Below are 20945 nucleotides of genomic sequence, written 5' to 3' on the forward strand. Positions count from 1 at the left end.
AGCGCATTCCGTTGCGATTTCGCGTGCTGCACGCCAGAAAATCGGAACCGCCGCGATGTAAGGGAGCGTTTTGCGAAAGCGCCAGTGAGCGCTACACTGCTCCGCTTTCATATCCAGAGGAAGACAGAGCATGTACAACTTCAGCGCGCAGTCCGTGGCCTATCAGGAGCAGCTACAGGCTTTCATGGACGAGCATATCTACCCGAACGAGCAACGCTATGCTGAAGAACTGCATGCTTCGAGCTCCCGCTTCGCCGCCCTGCCACTGATGGATGAACTGAAGGCCAAGGCCAGGTCGGCGGGCCTGTGGAACCTGTTCATTTCACCCCACGAGGCGCAGTTTTGCGACCACGACGGTTTCAGCAATTTCGATTATGCACCGCTGGCCGAGATGATGGGTCGCGTGCTGTGGTCCGCCGAAGTCTTTAACTGCAACGCGCCAGACACCGGCAATATGGAAGTCCTGATGCGCTATGGCAGCCCGGCGCAGCAGGAGCGCTGGCTGCAGCCGCTGCTGGCCGGTGACATACGCTCTTCCTACGCCATGACCGAACCCCAGGTTGCCTCCTCTGACGCGACCAACGTGGAACTGCGCATCGAACAGGACGGCGACCACTGGGTGCTGAACGGCCGCAAGTGGTTCATCACCAGCGCGATGTACGAACGCACAAAGATCTTCATCGTCATGGGCAAGTCCGACCCAGACAACCCCAACCGTCACCTGCAGCAGAGCCAGATCCTCGTGCCGCGGGACACCCCCGGAGTCACCCTGGTGCGCCCGCTCACCACGCTGGGCTACGATGACGCGCCCCTGGGTCACGCGGAGGTGCTGTTCGAGAATGTGCGGGTGCCGGCAGAAAACATGCTGCTGGGGCCGGGACGCGGTTTCGAGATTGCCCAGGGGCGGCTCGGCCCGGGCCGCATCCATCACTGCATGCGCCTGATCGGTGCCGCACAGCGCTCGCTGGAACTGGCCTGTGCGCGCGCCGAGAGCCGCACCACCTTCGGCCGCAAATTGAGCCAGCATCAGTCGGTACGCGAAGACCTCTCACGCTGCTTCTCGGAAATCGAGATGGGTCGCCTGCTGTTGCTGAAAACCTGCTCGAAGATGGACGAACTGACCCCCCAGGGTTCCCTGGACTATATCGCCGCAGCAAAAAGCACCGTACCGTTGCTGATGCAGAATGTGATTGATCGCTGCATGCAGATCCACGGGGCCGGCGGCCTCACCGAGGACTACTGCATGGCAGAGGCCTTCAATTACGCCCGCTGGTGTCGCCAGGCGGATGGCCCGGACCAGGTTCACCAGATGGCGTTGGGGAAAATGGTCATCAAGCGCTATGTCGATGCCTGAACTACATCCACAGTTGCAGGCCGACTGCCACGACCTGGGGCGCATCGACAGCGGTCGCCTGCTGCTATCGCGCAACGCCAGCCTGCACTGGCTGATTCTGGTGCCGGACACACAGGCCGTTGATCTGCTGGACCTGCCGGACGACGCGCTGGGCCTTGCGCTGCAGGATTGCCGGCGTATCAGCCAGTGGCTGAAGCAGGCCTGCGGCTACCCGAAAGTGAATTTTGGCGCCCTCGGCAACCTGGTCCCGCAACTGCACCTGCACGTGGTTGGCAGACGCCCGGGGGACCCTTGCTGGCCGCAGCCGGTCTGGGGCAACCTGCCCGCGGCGGGTGAGTGGTCCACCGTCGAGATCGCCGCGATCAGGAGCGCCCTGACCGATGACCACTGACCAGAGCGCCCTGATCGTGGGGGCCAGCGGCGGCATCGGTCGGGCACTGGTGAAACGCCTGCTGGAAGACGCTCGCTACCAGAGCGTCATCGGCATCAGTCGCTCGGAGGCACCCCCGTCCGAGCTTGCGACACAGGCGCAATTGCGCTGGCTGCCCTGCGCGGGCACAACCGCAGCGATTGAGGCAACGGCAGCCGAGCTCGAAGACGCGCTGCCCCGGCTCTCACGCATCGTTATCTGCAGCGGCATCCTGCACGACGCAGAGCACGGCCCCGAGAAGTCGCTGGAGCAGTTGGACGCGGGGTGGATGGCCACCGTGTTGCAGGCCAACAGCATCACCCCGATGCTCTGGCTGCGCGCCCTGGCGGGCAAGCTGCAGCGCAAACAGGCCTGCAGGATCGCCGTGCTCAGTGCCCGGGTGGGTAGCATCACCGACAACCAGCTGGGCGGCTGGTACAGTTACCGGGCGTCGAAAGCGGCGCTCAACATGCTGCTGAAAACCGCCGCAGTAGAGCTGGCCCGCCGGGCGCCTGCATGCAAGCTGATAGCCTTTCACCCGGGCACCACAGACACCGCACTGTCTCGCCCCTTTCAGGCGCGCGTGCCCAGCGAAAAACTCTTCACCCCGGATTTTGTCGCCGGCCGCTTGCTGGACATCATGGATCATGCAGACGCAGATGGCACACTCTCCTACCTCGACTGGGACAACAAGCCCATAGACTGGTAGCACCCTGCTGGAACACCGGGCCTGCCCCGATCCCGTCGAGGTAGGCGCCCGGGTTTCCTCGACCTCGCCACAGCAAACCGCTATCCTGCCATCGCATTGACTAACTGGCCTGTGCGGCCTACGGGATACGGTGTGGAACTGGTTGTTTTTGATCTCGACGGCACTCTGCTGAATAGCGAATCCGGTATCAGCAGCTACACCCGGGATACGCTGGCGATGCTGGCAGAGCGCAATATCGCCTATACGGTGGCAACCGGGCGCACCCTGCACGCAGCCCGCGACATCCTCGATGGCCACGGCTTCGCGCTACCGCAGATCTACAAGAACGGCGCGATGATCTGGTGCCCGAAGGCCACGGATTACAGCCACACGAGTTTCCTGACCCAGCGTGAAATCCAGCACGTGCTGGAGGCCGTGATGGCACAGGACGTCACGCCCTTCATCTTCACACTCGCACCCGGCAACTACCACGCGATCTACCACACGCCCCTGCGCAACGACGTGGAAAAGCGCCTGTCCGAAACCTTCGCGCAGCGCTCCGAGGTGGATGTACTGCCGGTGGAGCGCATGCCCGCTGACGCGGACATCACCAACATCAGCGCGCTGGGCAAGCCTGCGCGCATCCAGGCGATTGCTGCGATGGTGGAGAACGAGGACAATCTCGTTGCCTACAGTGGCGATGCCCTTGAGGGCGCCGAGTTAAGCTGGATAGACATCCATCACAGCGACGCCAGCAAGGGCAACGCTGTGGAGGTGCTGAAGCGCGAGTTGGGAATACAGCGTGTGTTGTGTTTTGGCGACAGCGACAACGACCTGAGCATGTTTGCCCTGGCCGACGAGTGCTACGCCCCGGACAACGCCAAACCCTATGTGAAAGCAGCCGCGAGCGCCGTTATTGGCCACCATAACGAGGACGGCATCGCGCGCTTCCTGCGCGAGCGGTTCGGCCTGCCTGACTGACGTCCGGCAGGCCTGATGTGCCTCAGGGTGCCGCGTTCCCGGGCGGGAAGGCACCCAGCACCAGGTTGGCCGCCTCGTCATACTTGCTCTGGTCACGGCCCAACTCGCCCTTCAGGCGTGAGGTGGTCACACTGCGCCAGACCGAGCGGTTCTGTTCCGGGTCGATCATGTCCACCACGAAGGTGCCCTGGGTATATTCATGCACCGACACTTCCGTGCGGGTCGACATGCAGGACCAGCAGCTGTACATGCTGTAGGTGTTGTACCGGTAGAAACCGGGGCCATACATGCCCATGGTGGTCGCAGAGGGCACCTCGTAGCTGCGCACATCCATCTTGTCCTCGGTCACCAGGTGCCAGCTCAGTAGCAGATCTGCGTCCTGCACATTGTCCACCAGGGTGAAACCGCGGGTGGCGAGTGCGGACTTCAACCCGTTCTCAATACGGTCGCGCGTCATATCGCTCAGTTTCAGCGGATCCTCACCGGGCGCAGATTCCGCAGCACGGTACAGCGCGACGGTCTTCACGGCGCTGAAGTCGTACTCGGGGTTGTAATCCACGGAGGGCGTTGGCGGCGCACTGGCGCAGGCAGCGAGGAAAACGGCGGCCAACAGAGCGAGCGCCGTGTGGATGTTCGAGCGGTACAACGATGTAGCCATGAGGGGACCCTGTAAAGTCTTCGCAAAGAAGGAACGCAATTGTAGCGCCTGTATGCAGCGAGGTGTAGCGTGAATTTCGGGGCACGCCGCTGGGCACCTGTACTTTAGCTCGACCGGCGTGCGCGCTATCATTAGCCTCTTGAGCAAGGGGCTACCATAATGATCAGAAACCTCCCCGCGTTGTCGATGCTGCTGTTTGCCGCTATCAGTCACGCCACCGATATCCAGGTCACGGACGCCCAGGGCAACCCGGTGTCCACCGCAATGGTGACGGCCAGCCCCCTGCAACTGCCTCCTGCCGACCTCAGTGATGACGGCTATCCGCCCCATGGCGTGACCAATACCGCCGCCGTGACCCTCACCCGCTTCACCGACGTCGACGGTCGCGCCAGTCTGCCCGATGCGGAGGATGACCGGCAGGTGCGGGTACGCGCCCAGGGGTATGTGGACGCCACGGTTACCGCTGAACCCGGTGCCGCCAGCCTGTCAGTCTCCCTGCAGACCATGACGCCGGAGCAGTATATCGCCAGCTTTCCCTCCAACGTCTGGCTGTCGCAGCTGAGCTTTGGCGGTGATGCCGAACTGAAAAAAACCTTTCAACTGAACTGTGCGTTCTGTCACCAGCAGGCCTCACCGTTCATGCGCAACGAGCGTACGGTGGAGCAGTGGCTGGCCGTATTCGAGCGCATGAACAGTTACGGGGCGCGACTGCCCACCGAAGACCACCGGGCGATCGCCGAACACCTGCAGCGTGAGCTGCGCGCGCTGCGCGAGCAGCCTGAGACCGTGCCGGAACCGCGCGCCTGGGATGAGTTTCTTGCTGGGGTGAGCATGACCGAGTGGCCCATCGGCGACGGCTTCTCACAGATGCACGACTTCCTGCTGCACCCCAACGGCATGGTCTATGTGGGCGACAACCTGTTTGACCGCCTCTACGAAGTGGACCCGGACAGCGGTGAATACACGGTGTATAAAGTGCCTCACCGCGCGGACGACGACATCGGTGGTATTCTTGGCAACCGCTTCACGGTATTTCCCAAGATGTACAACTACATGGGGGTGCATTCCTTCGCGGTATCGCCGCGGGACGGCAATATCTTTATCACCCCGTCCATGCAACAGGCGCTACTGGAGTTCAATCCCCGCACCAAGGCCTTCACCATCCACGAGATGGAACGTGGCTACTACCCGCACACCATCCGCATCGATGCGCAGGACCGGGTGTGGTTCACCCTGGCCCTGTCCTCCCAGGTCGCCAGATTCGACCGCGACAGTGCCGAGTTCACGCTGTACGACCTCCCCGCGCGCAGTATCAAGGAGTGGCTGGTGCTGAAATCCCTGCCGCTGCTGTTCAGCCTGGACCCGGAGGTGCGGCCACAACCGGATCCCGACCGGGAAGGCACTGGCCTGCCCATGCCCTATGGCATCGATGTGGCGCCGGATGGTCGCATCTGGGTCGCGCGCCTGTATGCCAACGACCTCGCGGTGATAGATCCGGCGACCGATGAGGTCACCATGATCGAGTTTCCCTATGCCGGGCCGCGACGCCTGCGCGCCGATGCCCAGGGCAACCTGTGGATCGTGGCCTTCCAGGACTCACTGCTGGTGAAGTATGAACCAGAGAGCGGCCGCTTCAGCGAATACCCGCTGCCGGTACGCAATGAAATCCCCTATGCGCTCAATGTCGACCGGGAGCGGGGTGTGGTGTGGGTGAATGGCAACCAGAGTGACACGCTACTGAGCTTTGACATTGCGACAGAGGCCTGGCACGTCTACCCGATGCCGCGGCAGCGCTTCTTCACCCGGGATGTGGAGGTGTCGGAGAAGGATGGCGCGGTATACACCAGCAATTCCCACTTTCCCAGCTGGCAGACCGAAGGCGGCCAGCCCACGTTGCTGCGCATTACGCCCCCGTCCCCATGAACGTGAGGAAGCTGCGCACCGGGAGCCTGCTGCTGTGCCTGTGGGCCCTGACGGCGGCGCCGCTGGCCGCAGAGTGGCCGGTCTACGGGGGTGACCCCGGTGGCCGCCATTACAGCACGGCGAACGACATCAACATCGATAACGTTGCACAGCTGCAGGTGGCCTGGACCTTTCGCAGCGGCGACAGCCGCGTGCACGCGGAAGACATGTCCCGGACCTCGACCCAGAGCACGCCGATTCTCCTGCCGGAGGCCGCGGGGGCCAGCCTGGTCTACTGCACTCCCTTCAACCGCGTGATCGCGCTGGACCCGGGCAACGGAGAGCAGCGCTGGAGCTTCGACCCGCAGATCAGCCTCGGTGGTGACCGCCCCTTTCGCTGCCGCGGTGTGGCCTACGCCGAGGACCGCGCAACTGCGGCGACGGCACACTGCCGACACCGGCTCTACCTGTCGACGCACGACCGTCAGCTGTGGGCCCTGGACGCGCAGGATGGAACACCCTGCGTCGGGTTCGGCGAGTCGGGCCGCGTCGCCCTGTACGGCGCCAGCGGCCATGCACCCGGCGATGTCAGCAACTCCTCCGCGCCGGTGGTGGCCCACGGGGTAGTGATCAGCGGTTCTACCGTCATCGATTTCACCCGGGCACAGACGCCGCGTGGCGTGGTACAGGCGCTGGACGCGCACAGCGGCGCACCGCTCTGGCAATTCGACCCGCTGCTGGACAACCCCCAGAGCGGCAGCGCCAACGTCTGGGCGCCGCTGTCGGTGGATAGCGAGCACGAGCTGGTATTCCTGCCCACCAGCTCACCCTCCCCCGACTACTACGGCGCCGGTCGGATTGGCGATAATCACTACGCCAACAGCATCGTTGCGCTGGATCTGAAGACCGGCAACCTGCGCTGGCATTTCCAGCACGTGCGCCACGACCTCTGGGACTACGACACGCCGGCACAGCCCATCCTCTTCGACTGGCAGCGCGACGGCGTCAGCGTACCGGCGCTGGTGCAACTGACCAAGCAGGGTCTGGTGTTCATCCTCAACCGCCTCACCGGCGAGTCGCTGTGGGAGATGACGGAACAACCCGTTCCGCCCTCGCAGGTGCCGGGCGAGCGCGCTGCACTCACCCAGCCCAAGCCCATCGCACCGCCTCCGCTGCTGGACTCCTTCCTGATGCCCCACGACGCCTGGGGCCTGACGCCGCTGGACCGCGCCGACTGCCGCAACCAACTGGAGCAGCTGCACAACCTGGGACTGTTCACACCCATCAGCGAAACCCCCACACTGATGTACCCAGGCAGCCTGGGCGGGCCCAACTGGGGCGGTGGCGCCCTGCTCGCCGAGCGCGGCCTGCTGCTGGTCAACGTGAACAATGTCGCCTTCAGCGGCCGCCTGGTGCCACTGGACAGCGACGCCACCGCCGGCAACGGGCCGCCCGCGGCCGGCAAGCGTTTTCGCGTGGTCATGCAGGGCACCCCCTATGCCGTCGAAATCGGCAGCCTGCAGTCTTTCCTCGGCATGCCCTGCAACCCGCCACCCTGGGGCAAGCTGGTCGCAGTCGACCTGTACGGCGGCCGTATTCTCTGGGAGACGGCGCTCGGCTCCGTGCATGAAATGGGCCCGGTGAAAGCACCCTTTCACATTGAATGGGGCACACCCAACCTCGGTGGCGGCATCGCGACGGCCGGCGGCCTGTTCTTCATCGCCGCCACCATGGACCGCCAGTTCCGCGCCTTTGATGTCAATACGGGTGAGACACTCTGGCGCTACACCCTGTCGGTGGACGCCACGGCTACCCCCATGACCTACCGCTACCGCGGGCGGCAGTACGTGGTGATCAATGCCGGCGGCCACCACATGTTCAACCGCGGCAGCGGCGATTACCTGTACGCTTTCGGACTCTAACCATGAAAAAACGCTACCTTGTTCTCCTGCTGCTGGTACCGCTCGCCTACTGGCTGGCGAGCGAGGGTGTTTTTCGCGACCCGGTGAAGGCGGGCGAAGCGCTGGTGATGCGCCATGCCGACAAGCTGCCCCTGGCCTGGTTCGGGGGGCGGCTCTATGACGCGCACTGCGCGGGCTGTCATGAGAACCCCGCGATGAAAGCCCCCACGCGCCAGGCCCTGGGGAATCAGTCCCGTGAAGCCATTCTCGTCGCGCTGGAGTTCGGCAAAATGCAGCCCATGGCGGCACACCTCAGCCAGCAGCAGCGACGCCTGATTGCCCTGTATCTGACGGACTCCGCCGAGGGCGTATACGACTGGCTGGCGGACGCAGCGTGCGAACAGCCGCTGGACAGCGGTGCCACCCGGGTTGGCAGCTGGGGGCTGGGTCCGCACAACCGCCGCTTCGTGAGCAGCGCTGATGCCGGCATCGACCGCAGCAACGTGGGCACCCTGGAACTCGCCTGGACACTCGCGCTGCCCCGCGTCACCGACATGCGTTCGCAGCCCGCGCTGCTGGGCGACACGCTGTACCTGGGTGATCGTGCAGGCATGCTCTATGCCCTGGACCGGCACACCGGCTGCATTCACCGCCAGCGCGAGGTGATGGCCGGCGTACGCTCCGCCATCACCGTGGCAGAGGGCCGCAACGGCGAGCGCCTGCTGGTCTTCGCCGACTCGCTCGCCACCGTCTTCGCGCTGGACCCTGACACGCTGGAGACCGTGTGGCAAACGCCGGCAAAGCTGTTTGATAGCTCGGTGGTGACGGGCTCCATCAGCCACCATGCCGGGCGCCTCTATGTGCCGGTATCGTCCTATGAGGTTGCGGTGGCGGGCGGACCCGGCCACGCCTGCTGCCAATCCCACGGCGGTGTGATTGCGCTGGATGCGGAGACTGGCGAGCAGCTCTGGGCCTGGCATGCGACACCCGACGCGACGCTGCAGGGCCACAACGCAGATGGCAGTGCGCGCTACGGGCCCTCAGGCGCCTCGGTCTGGACCACACCGGCGATCGACGCTGCACGCAACCGCCTGTACATCGGCACCGGGCAGAACCTGTCGCGCCCGGCAACCGATACCAGCGATGCCATCATTGCGCTGGATCTCGACAGCGGCGAAGCCATCTGGCGCTATCAGGCCACGGTGGATGATGTCTGGAACGCCGCCTGCCAGAACGGTGGCGCCAACTGCCCCAGCCAACCCGGCCCGGACTTCGACTTCGGTGCCTCGGTCATCATAAGCGACGCCGCCGAGGGCCGGCAGATGCTGCTGGTTGGCCAGAAATCCGGTGTGGTGCACGCGCTGGACCCCGATGCCAACGGCGCCCTGCTCTGGCAGCAGCGTGTCAGCCAGGGAACGACCAATGGCGGCGTGCACTGGGGCATGGGGCTTGCCGGCGAACGCCTGATCGTACCGGTGGCCGACCCGGAGCGAGACATCCCCGGCTATACCCCGGCGCCGGGACTCTATGCGCTGGACGCTGTGACCGGCAAGGTACTTTGGGCGCACCCGGTCAGTCGGGACTGTGATTTCCCCATGGAACACGCCCCGCTGGTTGGCCTGGCCCAGGTCCGTGCCGGTGGTGGCCAGCCCCTCGCCGAGCAATACCGCTGCTCCTTCTACTACGGCCTGTCAGCCGCCACGACGGTCACGCCGGAGCTGGCGTTCAGCGGCGCCCTGGACGGTCGTGTGCGTGCCTTTGATATTCGTAACGGTGAGCTGCTGTGGCAGGCCGCCACCGCCGTGCCGTTGCGCGGTGATAACGGCGTCGACGGGCATGGCGGCGCAATCGATGTCACCGGGCAGGTGGTGTACGACGGCTGGCTCTACGTGCTGTCGGGCTACAGCATGTTCGGCCAGCTGCCGGGCAATGTCCTGCTGGCTTACCGCGTCACGCGCTAGCGGCCACTTTTTCCCGCGGCGACAGCAGCCAGGCCAGGGCGGGCAGGAACAGCAAGGCGCCAATCATGTTCCAGAAGAACATGAAGGTAAGCATCAGGCCCATGTCAGCCTGGAACTTGATCGGCGAGAACATCCAGGTCCCCACCCCGACCGCCAGGGTCAGCCCGGTGAAGGCGACCGCAGTGCCGCTGGACTTCAGGGCATAGAAATAAGCATTCTCCAGCGTCTCACCGCTGCGCAGATAGGTCTGCAATGAGGAGTAGATATAAATACCGTAATCCACCCCGATACCAACACCCAGGGCAATGACCGGCAGTGTGGCCACCTTCACGCCAATGCCCAGCGCAGCCATCAAGGCCTGCCCGAGGACCGAGGTCAACATCAGCGGCACGATAATGCAGGTAGTGATGCGCAGTGAGCGGAAGTTGATCAGGCACAGCGCGATCACGACGCCATACACCCAGAGCAGCATTTTCGTCTGCGCCTCGCGGATGACGATATTGGTCGCCGCTTCCACACCGGCGTTCCCCGCTGCCATGTCGAACTGCAGCGTGTCGCTGTTGTGCTGTTCGGCGAATTCGCTCACCGCCGCGACCACACCGTCCAGGGTGTCGGCCTTGTGATCGTCGAGGAACAGAATCACCGGTGCCATGGAGCAGTTGGTGTTGCGCAACATATTCGGCGCACTGCTCAGGGAGTTGTTGAGGATGTAGCGGTTACGGCTGGTTTCATGCCACTTGGGGCTGCCTTCGTTCATCCCCTGAATCGCCAGTTTCGACACATCCACCAGCGACATTGCCGACTGCACGCCGGGCACCGTTTCCATCACACCCTGGAAATAGTTCACGGCGGAGATGAATTCGTAGCTGCCACACTGCTGTTCGCCGGTACTCGCCATCACCACAAACACATCCGTGCTGGTGCTGTAGTTGGCGGTCAGGAAGGCGTTGTCCTTGTTATAGCGCGAATCCGGACGCAGTTCCGGCGCACCCGGATCCAGGTCGCCGATTTTCTGGTGCTGCCCGTAATACAGTCCGCCGGCGAACAACAGCGCACAGACACCCAAAACGGTCAGCGCCGGACCACGGTGCGTCACCCGGGCAAGCAGGCGCCAGTGACTGAAACTGCTGTTTTCCTTGGTTGCCCGATAGCTGACACAGCGATCGGAAATACCGGTATAGGTCAGTACCAGGGGCAACAGCAGCAGGTTGGTCAACACCAGCACCGCGATGCCGGTGGCGGCCACCACCGCCAGTTCCTGGATTACGGGAATGTCGATCACCCGCAGCGTGAAGAACCCCACGCCGTCGCTGACCAGGGCGACGAAGCCCGGCTTGGACAGGCGGATAAACGTAAGCCTGGCCGCCTCGATACGCGAGGTCTTGAAGTAGATAAAGGTGCCGAAGCGGTTGATGATCTGCACCGAGTGGCTCACGCCGACCGCGAACACCAGGAACGGCACCAGCATGGAGTATGGGTCCAGGCCCATGCCCATCAGTTTCAACAGCCCCATCTGCCAGACCACGGCAACCGTGGAACAGAGCAGCGCGGCAGAAGTCAGCCAGCCACAGCGGGAGTAGAGAAACAGCATCACCGCGGTAATCGCGAAAGCGACCAGGAAAAACAGCCCGACCAGCGTGGCGCCTTCAATCAGGTCGCCGATCAGCTTGGCAAAACCGGTGATACGGATATTGATGTCGTCAGACTGGTACTTCTCGCGCACCATCTCTTCGAGGTCCCGCGAGAACTGCGCGTAATCGAGCCGCTCGCCGGTATTCGGGTCCGTCTCAATCAGGGGCGCAACGATAATCGTGGACTGAAAATCGTTGGCGACAATACGGCCAATCTGCCCCGACTTGAGCACGTTTTCGCGCAGCTTGGCCAGGGTGCGTTCGCTGCCGTCGTAATCATCGGGTATGACCGCACCGCCGACGAAGCCCTCCTCCGTGACCTCCATCCAGCGTGTGTTCGGGGTCCACAGGGACTGCAGCGCAGAACGGTCCACGCCGTTGACATAGAACACCTCGTCGGTGATCTGCTTCAGCAGATCCTGGAATTCCGCCGTGAAGATATCGCCCTTGCGGCTTTCGACGATGATACGCACCGAATTGCCCAGGCCCTTCAGGTCATCCTGCCGATTGAGGAAATTCTGGATATACGGGTGCGAGGTGGGCAGCATCTTTTCGAAACTGGCATCCGGCTGCAGCTGGCTGGCCTGCCAGGCGAAGAACACGGTCGCCGCAGCGAACAGCAGGATCAGCGGCAGGCGCGCCCGCATCAGCAAGGTGCCCAGCAGCGGACGCAGGCGGCCGTCTTCCGGTTCTATGGTGGTGCTCTCGTGATCAGTCACAGGGATTTTGCCTCACTCAGTGCCGTCAGGCCTTTCATGCCAACCAGCCAGATATCGCCATTGTCAGCCTGCACCGCCGACGACAGGCTGGCGCGGGACGGATGTCGCCAGGCCTGCCGATTACCGCCAGCGTCAAAGGCCAGTACGAGACCACCGGAGCCCACCATCAGTGCGCGACCGTCGGCCAGACGCACCCCGCCGTAGAGGCTGCTGCGCTCGTCGTTTGCCACTTCAGCCCAGTTCACACCCTCGTCCGCAGAGGCGAAGACATGACCACGCAGGCCGAATGTATAGACGGTGCCCTCGCTGACGACGGTGCCGAACAGTGAGCCGTCGTAGAGATCTTCAACCCGGGTCCAGTTCGCGCCCCGGTCGGCGGAGTAATACAGCAGACCGGCTTCGCCGCTCAAATAGAGGCGACCGTCGGCGCCCGCAGCCATCGCGTAATAGTGGAAGCGATCCGGATTGGCTACGCCGTCCACGGCGATCTGCCAGTCCTCACCACCATTTTCGGTGCGGTAGAGCATGCCATAGGCGCCCACGGCAAAGCCGGTTCTGGCGTCCAGGAACAGCACATCCAGGAAAGGGTCGGCCGGCCCGGTCTCGATCGCCTCGGCCGCATCGTCCACCGCAAACACGGCATCATCCAATGCGTATTCCAGCGCGTCCTGCTGCTCGGGATCCTCATTGGCGGCCACGGCTTCCTCCAGCGCGGCAACGCGGGATTCTGCCCAGGCGAGGTACTGCCGGTTGGCATCCCGCCCGTCAAACTGCAGTGCCCAGCTGAGCCCACCATCGGTGGTGTGCAGAATGACACCGGAATGGCCCACGGCCCAGCCCACGTCGGGCTGTGGAAAATGCAGAGCGGTCAGGGTGGCACTGACCGGCACATCGGCCTGCTGCCAGCTCGCGCCGTGGTCATCGCTGAGCACGATAACACCGCGCTCACCGACCGCGACCAGGCGCTCACCCGCCAGCGCAATATCCAGCAACTGCGCATGCTGCGGGTCATCCATGCGCACCGCGGGCAGAAACGCAAACTCCTCGCCAGCTTGCGCAGGCAGCGCAAGAACCAGCAAGCCCAACAGCCAGGTGAAAGGCCGCACCAGGCCCTTCACCGCTCCTGCGCTACACACGGCGGCCTACCTAGCGGCGGCCGGCACGGCGCAGGGCCGCCGGGGTGAAGTCCTCAAAATTACCCACGTAGTCGAAGTCGTACTGGTAGCCACGCTCTTCGTTGTCGAGGCCGATCACCACATAGCGACCGGAGATCAGGTCGTGCAGAGACTCTGCGGCGAGCCAGGGCACCGCAACCTGGTAGTGCATCACCATGTGCCCTTCTTTCATTTTCCACAGCTCACCACGACCGTCATAGTGATCCACCACAGCGATCTGCCAGGTATCCTCATCCACGTAGAACGTGCGGCGGGCGTAGATGTGACGTGCATCCTCTTTCAGGGTTGCCTCCACCACCCACACACGGTGCAGTTCATAACGCAGGTACTGCGGGTCCATGTGACCGGGCTTGATGATATCGGTGTAGGCCAGGTCGCCACGACGCAGGGCATAGGCGTTGTAGGGAATATAGAGCTCGCGCTTGCCAACCAGCTCCCAGTCGTAGCGATCGGGAGCACCATTGAACAGATCGAGGTCATCCGCAGTACGCAGACCGTCGGAGGCCACACCCGGGCCGTCATAGGCGATGTTCGGCGCGCGCCGCACACGTCGCTGGCCGGCGTTATAGACCCATGCCGAACGCGGCTCTTTCACCTGGTCCACGTTCTCGTGTACCAGCAGCACATCGCCCTCAAGGCGGGCCGGGGCGAGGATGCGCTGCAGGAAGACAAACAGGCGGTTGGGGTTGGGGTTATCGGGGAAACGGTTGGCGAAAATCGCCTCTTCCTCGAACAGCACGGGCGCGAAGGCGCCATTGGCCTGCACCGGCGCCTGGATGTAGCGCCGCTTCACACCCAGCGGTGTGCGGTAGCGCGTGATGTGGTTCCAGATCACCTCAATGCCGCTCTGCGGTATCGGGAAAGGCACGTTGGCCTTGAAGTCCACAAGGCCGTTGCCGCCCGCCACCAGGTCGGTTTTGGTCGCCCACTCCTTGATCAGCGTGTACTCGGATTCCGGCAGGCGCGCGCTGCGGCGCGACGGATAGACCGGCATCTGGTAGGTATCGGGGTAACGCCGGAACATGGCAATCTGCCCGGGCGACAACTTGTCCGCATATTGGTCCACGTTGTCCGCGGTGATGGTAAACAGTGGCTGGTCAGCGCTGAACGGATCCACCAGACGCTCGCCCGGCGTGTAGCCCTCGGGCAGCTCCTGGTAACCGCCCTCCCAGCGCGGAATGCTGCCGTCCGCGTTGCCGGCGCGCTCCGCGCCCATCGGTGTCAGTTCTTCGCCGCCGAGGCGTGCGGCCTGTTCCGGGCTGACCTTGGCCAGAGCCAGGCTGCTGCCCATGCCGAGCAGCGACGCCAGGCCCATGGCGATCAATCTCTTGTTCATGTGTAACTCCTTTTATCGTTAGGTCTAGAACGCCACCGAGAAGCTGAGGGAGACAAAGTCACGGTCCTTCAACTCGTCATAATCCGCCCCGAAGAAACTGGTGTAGGACAGATCGGCGCGGTACACGTTGAGGTAGTCTGCCGTAACACCCACACTCAAGGCTATACGGTCCTCGACAAAGTTCGGTGCTGGCGAATTGCCCCGTACATCGTGCGACCATGCCATATTGGGCGTCAGGTTGATACCTGCCATCACGTCGGTGTATTCGAGGCCGGCGCGCACCCGGTAACCCCAGGAGAAGTCATCGGTGAAGCCATCGTTGGTGCAGTAGTCGCCGTTGCTGTTGGGACGAATACCGGCGAAGGCCTCTGCCGCGGGGTGGGAATCACAGGCGATGGGGGACCCGGGCCACAGGGCAAAGTTGCTGGCGAAGGGCTCGAAATCACCCACGCCGTAATTGGGCGAACGGCCGTAGTTGATGCTGTCGTCCATACCGTTCAGCCACACGGCACCCACCTCGCTGGCGAACGACAGACGCTGCGCCCCGAGCACCTGCTCGAAAAACTTGATGAACGTCATCTGGAACTGGGTGTAGGACACGTCGTCGTAGCCCGCAACGTAGCCACCGGGCCCCTGCTCGAGCGAGCGCGACAGCATGCGCGACCATTCCGCCGCCGTGCCCAGCGCCACTGCCTGCAACAGGTCCGTGGTGTTGATCTGCAGCGGGAAGTCGGGACGGTAGCTCAACTCACCGGATACCGCCCAGTCGCCCACATTGGTCGCGAAGGTCAGGCCCCAGAGTTCAATATCTTCGGGGAACTCGAAGAAAAACTCGGGGTTGGCACCAAAGTTCACCGGCAGGCCGAAGCTCTGTGTGGCGTTGGTGGCGCTGAAGATCGGGGTGCGGCTGTGGTAGTTCATGTAGTACAGGCCGAACTCGGTGCCGTTCAGTTCTTCCACGTAGTAGCGCAACGCCAGGCCCCATTGCCCGGAATCCGATGCCTCGTCATCCGCGCCCCGGGGCAGGATCAGGCCGGCGGCCTCTGCCTCGCCATCCGGGATGGCATTGGAAATGGTGAGGTAGTCGCAGCCGCCGCCGTAGGGGTCCGCGGCGTTCCAGTAGGTGCCGCACTCATCGAGGATGGTGCGCTGCCAGTCGTACTGCACAAAGCCTTCCACGCTGAGGTCGTAGGTGAGGCCGTAGTTGGCGTACACCATGCCGACGGGCAGCAGCGCTTCCTTGATTTCCGAACCCGGCTTGCGCAGGGCGGTAACGTCGAAGGGGTTGATGACGTTCACACCGTTCTGGATAAACGTGCTTTCGCCCCAGCTCAGCACCATGTTACCGGCCCGCAATTCCAGCGGACTTTCACCCAGCTGGAAACTGCCGTACACGTAGTAGTCGAGAAATTCGATGCCGCTGTACTGCGCCAGCGACTCGAAGTCCGAGGTATCGAGCTTGCGGTTGGGCTGGTAGCCGTTGGCCGCGTGGCCGTGGGGCACATCGCTGGTGCCCACTTCGTGGTCGTACCAGTACTTCACGCGGGTGAACATGCCGTAGGTGTCCGCCGCCAGTTCGAGGTCGTGGATACCCCGTACCTGCAGGGAGAACATGTCGCCGCGGTCGTAGTTGAGGTTGCCGTCATCCGCCACGCTGGAAGACGCTCGACCACGCCCATCAGTGTTCCCCGGGGACAATACGCCGAGGTCGGCGGCCTCCGTGCGCCAACTTGCGCCCACAGAGATGTTCGAGGAGAAATTGCCTTCGAAGGGCCCCAGCTGGAAGGTCTGGGACGAAGCGGGAAGTGCCATGCCGGCGGCCACCAGGGCCAGGATCAACGTGGATTTACGGTGCGGAATAAAGCATCCGGGCTGTTTTTTCACAATCAGCGCTCCTGCTGTCTTTTGTTAGGATTTATCTTGGCAATAGGATAGCAGTATCACCCGGTATCGGCACAGGAATGTTGCTCAGGATCAATTTTTGCCCATATCGCAATATACCGCGTGCAGCCATTCACGCTGGGGGACAAGGGCCCTATACTGCAGGCTGGCAATGGATTGAAGATGCTCATGACACCGACGTTGAAGGGACCCTGGTCCCTCGAGGACACCTGCGAATTTCTGCGCGAAAGCACCTTCCCGCTGCGCCTTGCCAGCACCGGGACCGACGGCTACCCGCGCGTGGTGTCGGTGTGGTACGCATTCGCTGACACTGCGCTGCTGTGCGTTTCCCACCGCAAATCGGCGCTGGTGAAACTGCTGCAACGCGACCCGCGAGTTGGCTTTGAAATATCACCCAACGAGCCGCCCTACCACGGGGCCCGGGGCCAGGGTCGGGCCAGCATGACCCCGCTGGGCGACAGCGATCTGCTCGAGGTGCTGCTGGAACGTTATCTGGGGCAGCAGGAATCGCGCGTCGGCAACTGGCTGCTCTCACGCAAGGCAGAAGAAATGCTGATACGCGTGGAACCGGAGCGTATCTTCACCTGGGACTACCGGCAGCGGATGGCCGACGTCACGCCGGATCCGGCAGCACGATAACCGGCACCGGAATCCTGGCCAGCAGCTGCGCATCTTCATCCGCCAGCACCTTGAACTCCGCGCGATGCAGCAGCAGTGCGCCGCTGCTGGCACGCTGCAGTTGCTGTTCAAGCGCTCGCGCCGAGCGCGCCTGCAGCGCCTCAACCGCGGTGCACAGCGGTAGCTGCAGCAGTTCCGACGGCACCGGCTGTGAGAGCACACGCAGCGGCCCGGGGCGCAACGGCGCCCTCTCGTCGTAAACCAGCACCGTACAGGGCGCCTGCTGCAGCAGCGCGCGACAGGTGGAACCCAGCCGCACACCACCGCAGTAGGCGGACAGCCCGGCCTTGCCCAGCACCAGCATATCGGCGGGGCCGACCTGCGCCAGCGTGGCGGCGACAACGCCGCCGCGGCGCACCTGCAGTGAATAGCGCAGGCTGCCACCGCCCGCCGCGGATTCCAGGGCGCGGTTGACCTGCTGCAGCTGCCGCGACAGCGTGGCCTGCATCCCGGTGACCGTCAGCGGCCTGGCCAGCCCGGTGCGCGCGCCGACTTCACGCGCGAAGGGGAAGTCCGCTGAACGAAGCAGGTTCTCGTCCTCCACATACAGCGCCACCAGCTCCGCCCGGTGCGCATGCGCAAGCTCTACCGCGGCCCGCAGCGCCGCCAGGCTGTGGCGAGACGCATCCAGCATGGCGAGCACGCGGCGCGCCTGCTGTTGCTGCAACGCCTCACTGTTCATCGTCCGCCTCCTCGCTCGAGGGCGCGGCGGCCGCAGCACTATCATCATCCGCGCGCGCCGCCTTGACCACAGCGGAAAACGCCGCGAGCCGCCGGGTGACGCGCTGCTCCAGCTCGGACGGCTCCAGGCCGGTGAGCAGTGTCAGGGCATCGTCCACATGGTGAATGGCGTAAATGCGGAAGCGCCCGGCCTCGACGGCCGCACGCACCGCCTGCTTCAGCATGAGGTGTTCGACATTGCTCGCTGGCAGCAACACCGCGTGGCCGTCCACCTCGCCCCGCGCGGCGCAGACATCAAAGAAGCCCTCGATCTTCTCGTTCACCCCACCAACGGCCTGTACCTCGCCCCGCTGGTTCACCGAACCGGTCACCGCAAAGGCCTGCTTCAACGGCACCTTGCTGATGGCCGACACCAGGGCGCAGATCTCCGCCACCGAGGCGCTGTCACCGTCAACACCACCGTAGGACTGCTCGAACGCGAGGCTGGCGGACAGCGACAACGTGGTGTCCGGCGCGTAGCGGTTCGCCAAGTAGCGGGCAATGATCATCACCCCCTTGGTGTGTATGCGCCCGCCCATGCGCGCCTCGCGCTCGATATCCACCAGCTGGCCACTGCCGGGCCGCGCAGTGGCCGTGATGCGCGACGGCTGGCCGAACGCGAAGTCACCCAGCGACAGGACCGACAGGCCGTTGACCTGCCCCACGGCCTCACCCTGGGTGGCAATCATGACGATGCCGCGGTGGATCGCCTCGTGACTGCGCTCGCGCAGGCGGCTGGCGCGCCGCAACTGCTGCTCGATCGCCGTTTCCACGTGTTCGCGGCCGATCGTCGTCGCACCCGCCTCCATTGCCCAGTGCTGCGCCTCCCGCAGCAGGTCGCGCAGTTCACGCTGGCGCGCAGTCAGCTTGCGCTGGTCGGAGGCCAGGCGACTGGCGCGCTCGATCACCGCGGCCACACCGCCGCGATCGAGAGGCTGCAGGCCGGCGTCCCGGGCCAGTGTCGCGATCATCCGCGCATACAGTGCCTGGTTGGCAGGATCGCGGTCCAGCGTATCCTCCAGGTCGGCCTGCACCTTGAACAGCTCCAGGAATTCCGGATCATGCTCGCAGAGGAGGTAATAGAACAGGCGCTCCCCCAACAGCACCACCTTCACATCCAGCGGAATGGGTTCGGGCTCCAGGCTCACGGTGCTGATCAGGCCGTAGGCCTGCTCGAGACTCTCGGTGCGGATCTGCCCCGCCCGCAGCACGCGTTTGAGCGTTTCCCAGGCACCGGGCTGGGTCAGCAGGCCGCGCACATCGAGCACCAGGTACCCGCCATTGGCCCGGTGCAGTGCGCCGGCACGGATCAGGGAGAAATCCGTCACCAGGGTGCCGTTGTGCACATGATGTTCCGTGCGACCCACCAGGTGCTGGTGGCTGGGCAGGTCCTGATAGACCACCGGCGCCCCTTTCGCCTCCGCGTTGTCGACCAGCAGATTGACCTGGAAACGGCTGAACACCGCCTCGGGAGACAGCTCCGGATTCTCGGCCAGAAACGCGGCCGCGTGGGACAGCACCGCCTGACGACAGGCAGCCAGGTGCTCCAGCACCGCGGGCTGCTGCTGGTAGCGTTCTTCCAGTTCGGTCAGCGGTGCGCCGATGGCCGTCGTCAACATCTCGGCATTGAGGGTATCCACCTGCTGGCGCAGCTCCCGGGCCAGCAGGGGCATCTGGCGAATGGCCTGCGTCAGCTTGCGCTGCAGAATCTCCACCGTCGCCTCAATGCGTTCCTTGTCCGCCTTGGGCAGGGCACGAAAATCCTCGGGCGACATCATCGCGTCGCTATCGGCTTTGCCGTCAACCGGCGCGAAGGTGAATCCGTTGGGCGTGGAAACCAGCAGGATGTCCTGCTCACGGGCCTCCCGGCGGATCGCCTCAATGGCATCGCGCTGACGCTCCCCCATGGCCTGGTTCAGGTCCTGCAGGCGGTTCTGGTATTCCTCGCTTTCGAGCAGTGCGGGGATGGCCGCCCGGAGTTCGTCGACCAGTTGCGTGAGGTCGGCCACCAGTTGCCGGCCCATGCCGGCAGGCAGCGCCAGATACCGCGGTGAGGTGGGGTCGTCAAAATTATAACGGTAGGCCCAGTCACCCGGCGTGTCCTCCGCCGCGGCGCGCTGGGCCAGGAACTGCTCCACCAGGTCGTGACGGCCGTGGCCGGGGTCACCCAGCACGTAGAGGTTGAACCCGTCACTGCGAATGGCGGTGCCGAAACTCAGTGCGTCGCGGGCCCGGTCGTGACCATACAGCAGGTCCAGGGACTCCAGGCCTTCTGTGGTGGTGAAATCGAATCCTTCGCCCGAGCAGGCACGATAAATCTGTTCCGCGGCCAGTGGTTCCAGCATTGAGAGCCCTCCTTTGCAACAACGGGAGAGCGAATCATAGCAGGCAGCGGGCAAAAAAAACCCGAGGCAGTGGCCTCGGGTTCACATCAACAGGCAGCGCCTAGATTGACATCTCCAGCTTGCGTGACAGCCGATCTTCCAACTGTTCGTCCAGCTTGCGCGAGATCGCCTCGGCGGATACCGCCAGTTCGCGCTCCACGGCCTCGGCCTGGGCCTGCTCTTCTGCACGCGTGGCCGGTTGCCAGTCTGCGTTCAGCGCCGGTTCGTTCATGGCCAGCAGCATGCGGCCCTCCTGTTCGGCCGTCTGCGCGAAGGCGGTGCTGCCCAGGGCAGCGGTAAGCGCCAGGGTGCCGAGCCTGGCTGTTGCAGCCAACATTTTCATTTCCACTCTCCTCAGATGCCGGCAACGGTTGCAGACCATCTGCCACCTCTCGTCCTGCCGGTTTGTTACCACACTTCACATATGGTAACGCTTTTACTCATTTTAAAGGTGAATGGATCATGAATTGTTTGTCATGATCGCGGCTTGAAGACTGAAAAATCCTCGAATGAATCTACATGGATTATTTAAACTATTGTTTTATA

The 20945-nt window shown here is 63.7% G+C and carries 16 protein-coding genes; 8 read left to right on the top strand and 8 right to left on the bottom strand.

What is annotated here, in order from left to right:
- Positions 1–130: 130 nt before the first annotated feature.
- From R3E49_RS06130 to R3E49_RS06145, 4 genes are all read left to right on the top strand, one after another.
- Positions 131–1354 (top strand): acyl-CoA dehydrogenase family protein, encoded by a 1224-nt coding sequence (locus R3E49_RS06130; protein ID WP_371294233.1) that lies wholly within the window; start codon positions 131–133, stop codon positions 1352–1354.
- Positions 1347–1745, top strand: coding sequence for an HIT domain-containing protein (locus R3E49_RS06135; protein ID WP_371294234.1), 399 nt, complete (start codon positions 1347–1349; stop codon positions 1743–1745). The genes R3E49_RS06130 and R3E49_RS06135 overlap by 8 nt, the downstream gene beginning before the upstream one ends.
- Positions 1735–2472 (top strand): SDR family NAD(P)-dependent oxidoreductase, encoded by a 738-nt coding sequence (locus tag R3E49_RS06140; protein ID WP_371294235.1) that lies wholly within the window; start codon positions 1735–1737, stop codon positions 2470–2472. Before R3E49_RS06135 ends, R3E49_RS06140 begins: the two co-directional genes overlap by 11 nt.
- Positions 2473–2604: 132 nt before the next feature.
- Complete coding sequence (locus tag R3E49_RS06145) at positions 2605–3432, top strand: HAD-IIB family hydrolase (RefSeq protein ID WP_371294236.1); 828 nt, start codon at positions 2605–2607, stop codon at positions 3430–3432.
- 22 nt (positions 3433–3454) lie between these two features.
- On the opposite strand, the gene R3E49_RS06150 is transcribed toward R3E49_RS06145, so the two are convergent.
- Positions 3455–4090 (bottom strand): DUF4136 domain-containing protein, encoded by a 636-nt coding sequence (locus tag R3E49_RS06150; RefSeq protein WP_371294237.1) that lies wholly within the window; start codon positions 4088–4090, stop codon positions 3455–3457.
- A 159-nt stretch (positions 4091–4249) separates the two neighbouring features.
- Between R3E49_RS06150 and R3E49_RS06155 the strand changes: the two genes are divergently transcribed.
- From R3E49_RS06155 to R3E49_RS06165, 3 genes are read left to right on the top strand one after another with little or no spacing between them, the layout of a single operon-like run.
- Positions 4250–6013 (top strand): lyase, encoded by a 1764-nt coding sequence (locus R3E49_RS06155; RefSeq protein WP_371294238.1) that lies wholly within the window; start codon positions 4250–4252, stop codon positions 6011–6013.
- Positions 6010–7914: a pyrroloquinoline quinone-dependent dehydrogenase gene (locus tag R3E49_RS06160; protein ID WP_371294239.1), complete on the top strand. Its 1905-nt coding sequence runs from the start codon at positions 6010–6012 to the stop codon at positions 7912–7914. Before R3E49_RS06155 ends, R3E49_RS06160 begins: the two co-directional genes overlap by 4 nt.
- Before the next feature lie 2 nt (positions 7915–7916).
- Complete coding sequence (locus R3E49_RS06165) at positions 7917–9854, top strand: PQQ-binding-like beta-propeller repeat protein (RefSeq protein ID WP_371294240.1); 1938 nt, start codon at positions 7917–7919, stop codon at positions 9852–9854.
- On the opposite strand, the gene R3E49_RS06170 is transcribed toward R3E49_RS06165, so the two are convergent.
- The 4 genes from R3E49_RS06170 to R3E49_RS06185 are packed head-to-tail and all read right to left on the bottom strand — an operon-like array spanning position 9844 to position 16599.
- A complete protein-coding gene (locus tag R3E49_RS06170; RefSeq protein WP_371294241.1) occupies positions 9844–12204 on the bottom strand; it encodes an RND family transporter in 2361 nt (786 codons plus the stop codon). The genes R3E49_RS06165 and R3E49_RS06170 overlap by 11 nt on opposite strands.
- Positions 12201–13340, bottom strand: a complete 1140-nt coding sequence (locus R3E49_RS06175) for a WD40/YVTN/BNR-like repeat-containing protein (protein ID WP_371294242.1) — start codon at positions 13338–13340, stop codon at positions 12201–12203. Before R3E49_RS06175 ends, R3E49_RS06170 begins: the two co-directional genes overlap by 4 nt.
- Positions 13341–13350: 10 nt before the next feature.
- Entirely contained in the window at positions 13351–14715 is a 1365-nt protein-coding gene (locus R3E49_RS06180) for a DUF1329 domain-containing protein (protein ID WP_339638473.1), read from the bottom strand.
- Between the two features lie 24 nt (positions 14716–14739).
- Complete coding sequence (locus R3E49_RS06185) at positions 14740–16599, bottom strand: DUF1302 domain-containing protein (RefSeq protein ID WP_371294243.1); 1860 nt, start codon at positions 16597–16599, stop codon at positions 14740–14742.
- Between the two features lie 186 nt (positions 16600–16785).
- Here R3E49_RS06185 and R3E49_RS06190 point away from each other — a divergent pair, with 186 nt between their 5' ends.
- Positions 16786–17256, top strand: coding sequence for a pyridoxamine 5'-phosphate oxidase family protein (locus R3E49_RS06190; protein WP_371294244.1), 471 nt, complete (start codon positions 16786–16788; stop codon positions 17254–17256).
- Here R3E49_RS06190 and R3E49_RS06195 read toward each other — a convergent pair.
- From R3E49_RS06195 to R3E49_RS06205, 3 genes are all read right to left on the bottom strand, one after another.
- On the bottom strand, positions 17231–17977 hold the full coding sequence (locus R3E49_RS06195; protein ID WP_371294245.1) for a universal stress protein: 747 nt from the start codon (positions 17975–17977) through the stop codon (positions 17231–17233). The two genes, R3E49_RS06190 and R3E49_RS06195, sit on opposite strands and share 26 nt — an antisense overlap.
- A complete protein-coding gene (locus R3E49_RS06200) occupies positions 17967–20360 on the bottom strand; it encodes a Lon protease family protein (RefSeq protein ID WP_371294246.1) in 2394 nt (797 codons plus the stop codon). The genes R3E49_RS06195 and R3E49_RS06200 overlap by 11 nt, the downstream gene beginning before the upstream one ends.
- A gap of 100 nt (positions 20361–20460) precedes the next feature.
- Complete coding sequence (locus R3E49_RS06205; protein ID WP_371294247.1) at positions 20461–20742, bottom strand: hypothetical protein; 282 nt, start codon at positions 20740–20742, stop codon at positions 20461–20463.
- Positions 20743–20945: the final 203 nt, after the last annotated feature.

Origin of the sequence: Haliea sp., from assembly GCF_041395985.1 — a bacterium.
Classification (GTDB): Bacteria; Pseudomonadota; Gammaproteobacteria; order Pseudomonadales; family Halieaceae; genus Haliea.

What these genes read in the sequence shown, in the direction of transcription:
- R3E49_RS06130 (WP_371294233.1), top strand. Translation starts at nt 131, where the DNA reads ATGTACAACTTCAGCGCGCAGTCCGTGGCCTATCAGGAGCAGCTACAG.
- R3E49_RS06135 (WP_371294234.1), top strand. Translation starts at nt 1,347, where the DNA reads ATGCCTGAACTACATCCACAGTTGCAGGCCGACTGCCACGACCTGGGG.
- R3E49_RS06140 (WP_371294235.1), top strand. Translation starts at nt 1,735, where the DNA reads ATGACCACTGACCAGAGCGCCCTGATCGTGGGGGCCAGCGGCGGCATC.
- R3E49_RS06150 (WP_371294237.1), bottom strand. Translation starts at nt 4,090, where the DNA reads ATGGCTACATCGTTGTACCGCTCGAACATCCACACGGCGCTCGCTCTG.
- R3E49_RS06155 (WP_371294238.1), top strand. Translation starts at nt 4,250, where the DNA reads ATGATCAGAAACCTCCCCGCGTTGTCGATGCTGCTGTTTGCCGCTATC.
- R3E49_RS06160 (WP_371294239.1), top strand. Translation starts at nt 6,010, where the DNA reads ATGAACGTGAGGAAGCTGCGCACCGGGAGCCTGCTGCTGTGCCTGTGG.
- R3E49_RS06165 (WP_371294240.1), top strand. Translation starts at nt 7,917, where the DNA reads ATGAAAAAACGCTACCTTGTTCTCCTGCTGCTGGTACCGCTCGCCTAC.
- R3E49_RS06180 (WP_339638473.1), bottom strand. Translation starts at nt 14,715, where the DNA reads ATGAACAAGAGATTGATCGCCATGGGCCTGGCGTCGCTGCTCGGCATG.
- R3E49_RS06190 (WP_371294244.1), top strand. Translation starts at nt 16,786, where the DNA reads ATGACACCGACGTTGAAGGGACCCTGGTCCCTCGAGGACACCTGCGAA.
- R3E49_RS06195 (WP_371294245.1), bottom strand. Translation starts at nt 17,977, where the DNA reads ATGAACAGTGAGGCGTTGCAGCAACAGCAGGCGCGCCGCGTGCTCGCC.
- R3E49_RS06200 (WP_371294246.1), bottom strand. Translation starts at nt 20,360, where the DNA reads ATGCTGGAACCACTGGCCGCGGAACAGATTTATCGTGCCTGCTCGGGC.
- R3E49_RS06205 (WP_371294247.1), bottom strand. Translation starts at nt 20,742, where the DNA reads ATGAAAATGTTGGCTGCAACAGCCAGGCTCGGCACCCTGGCGCTTACC.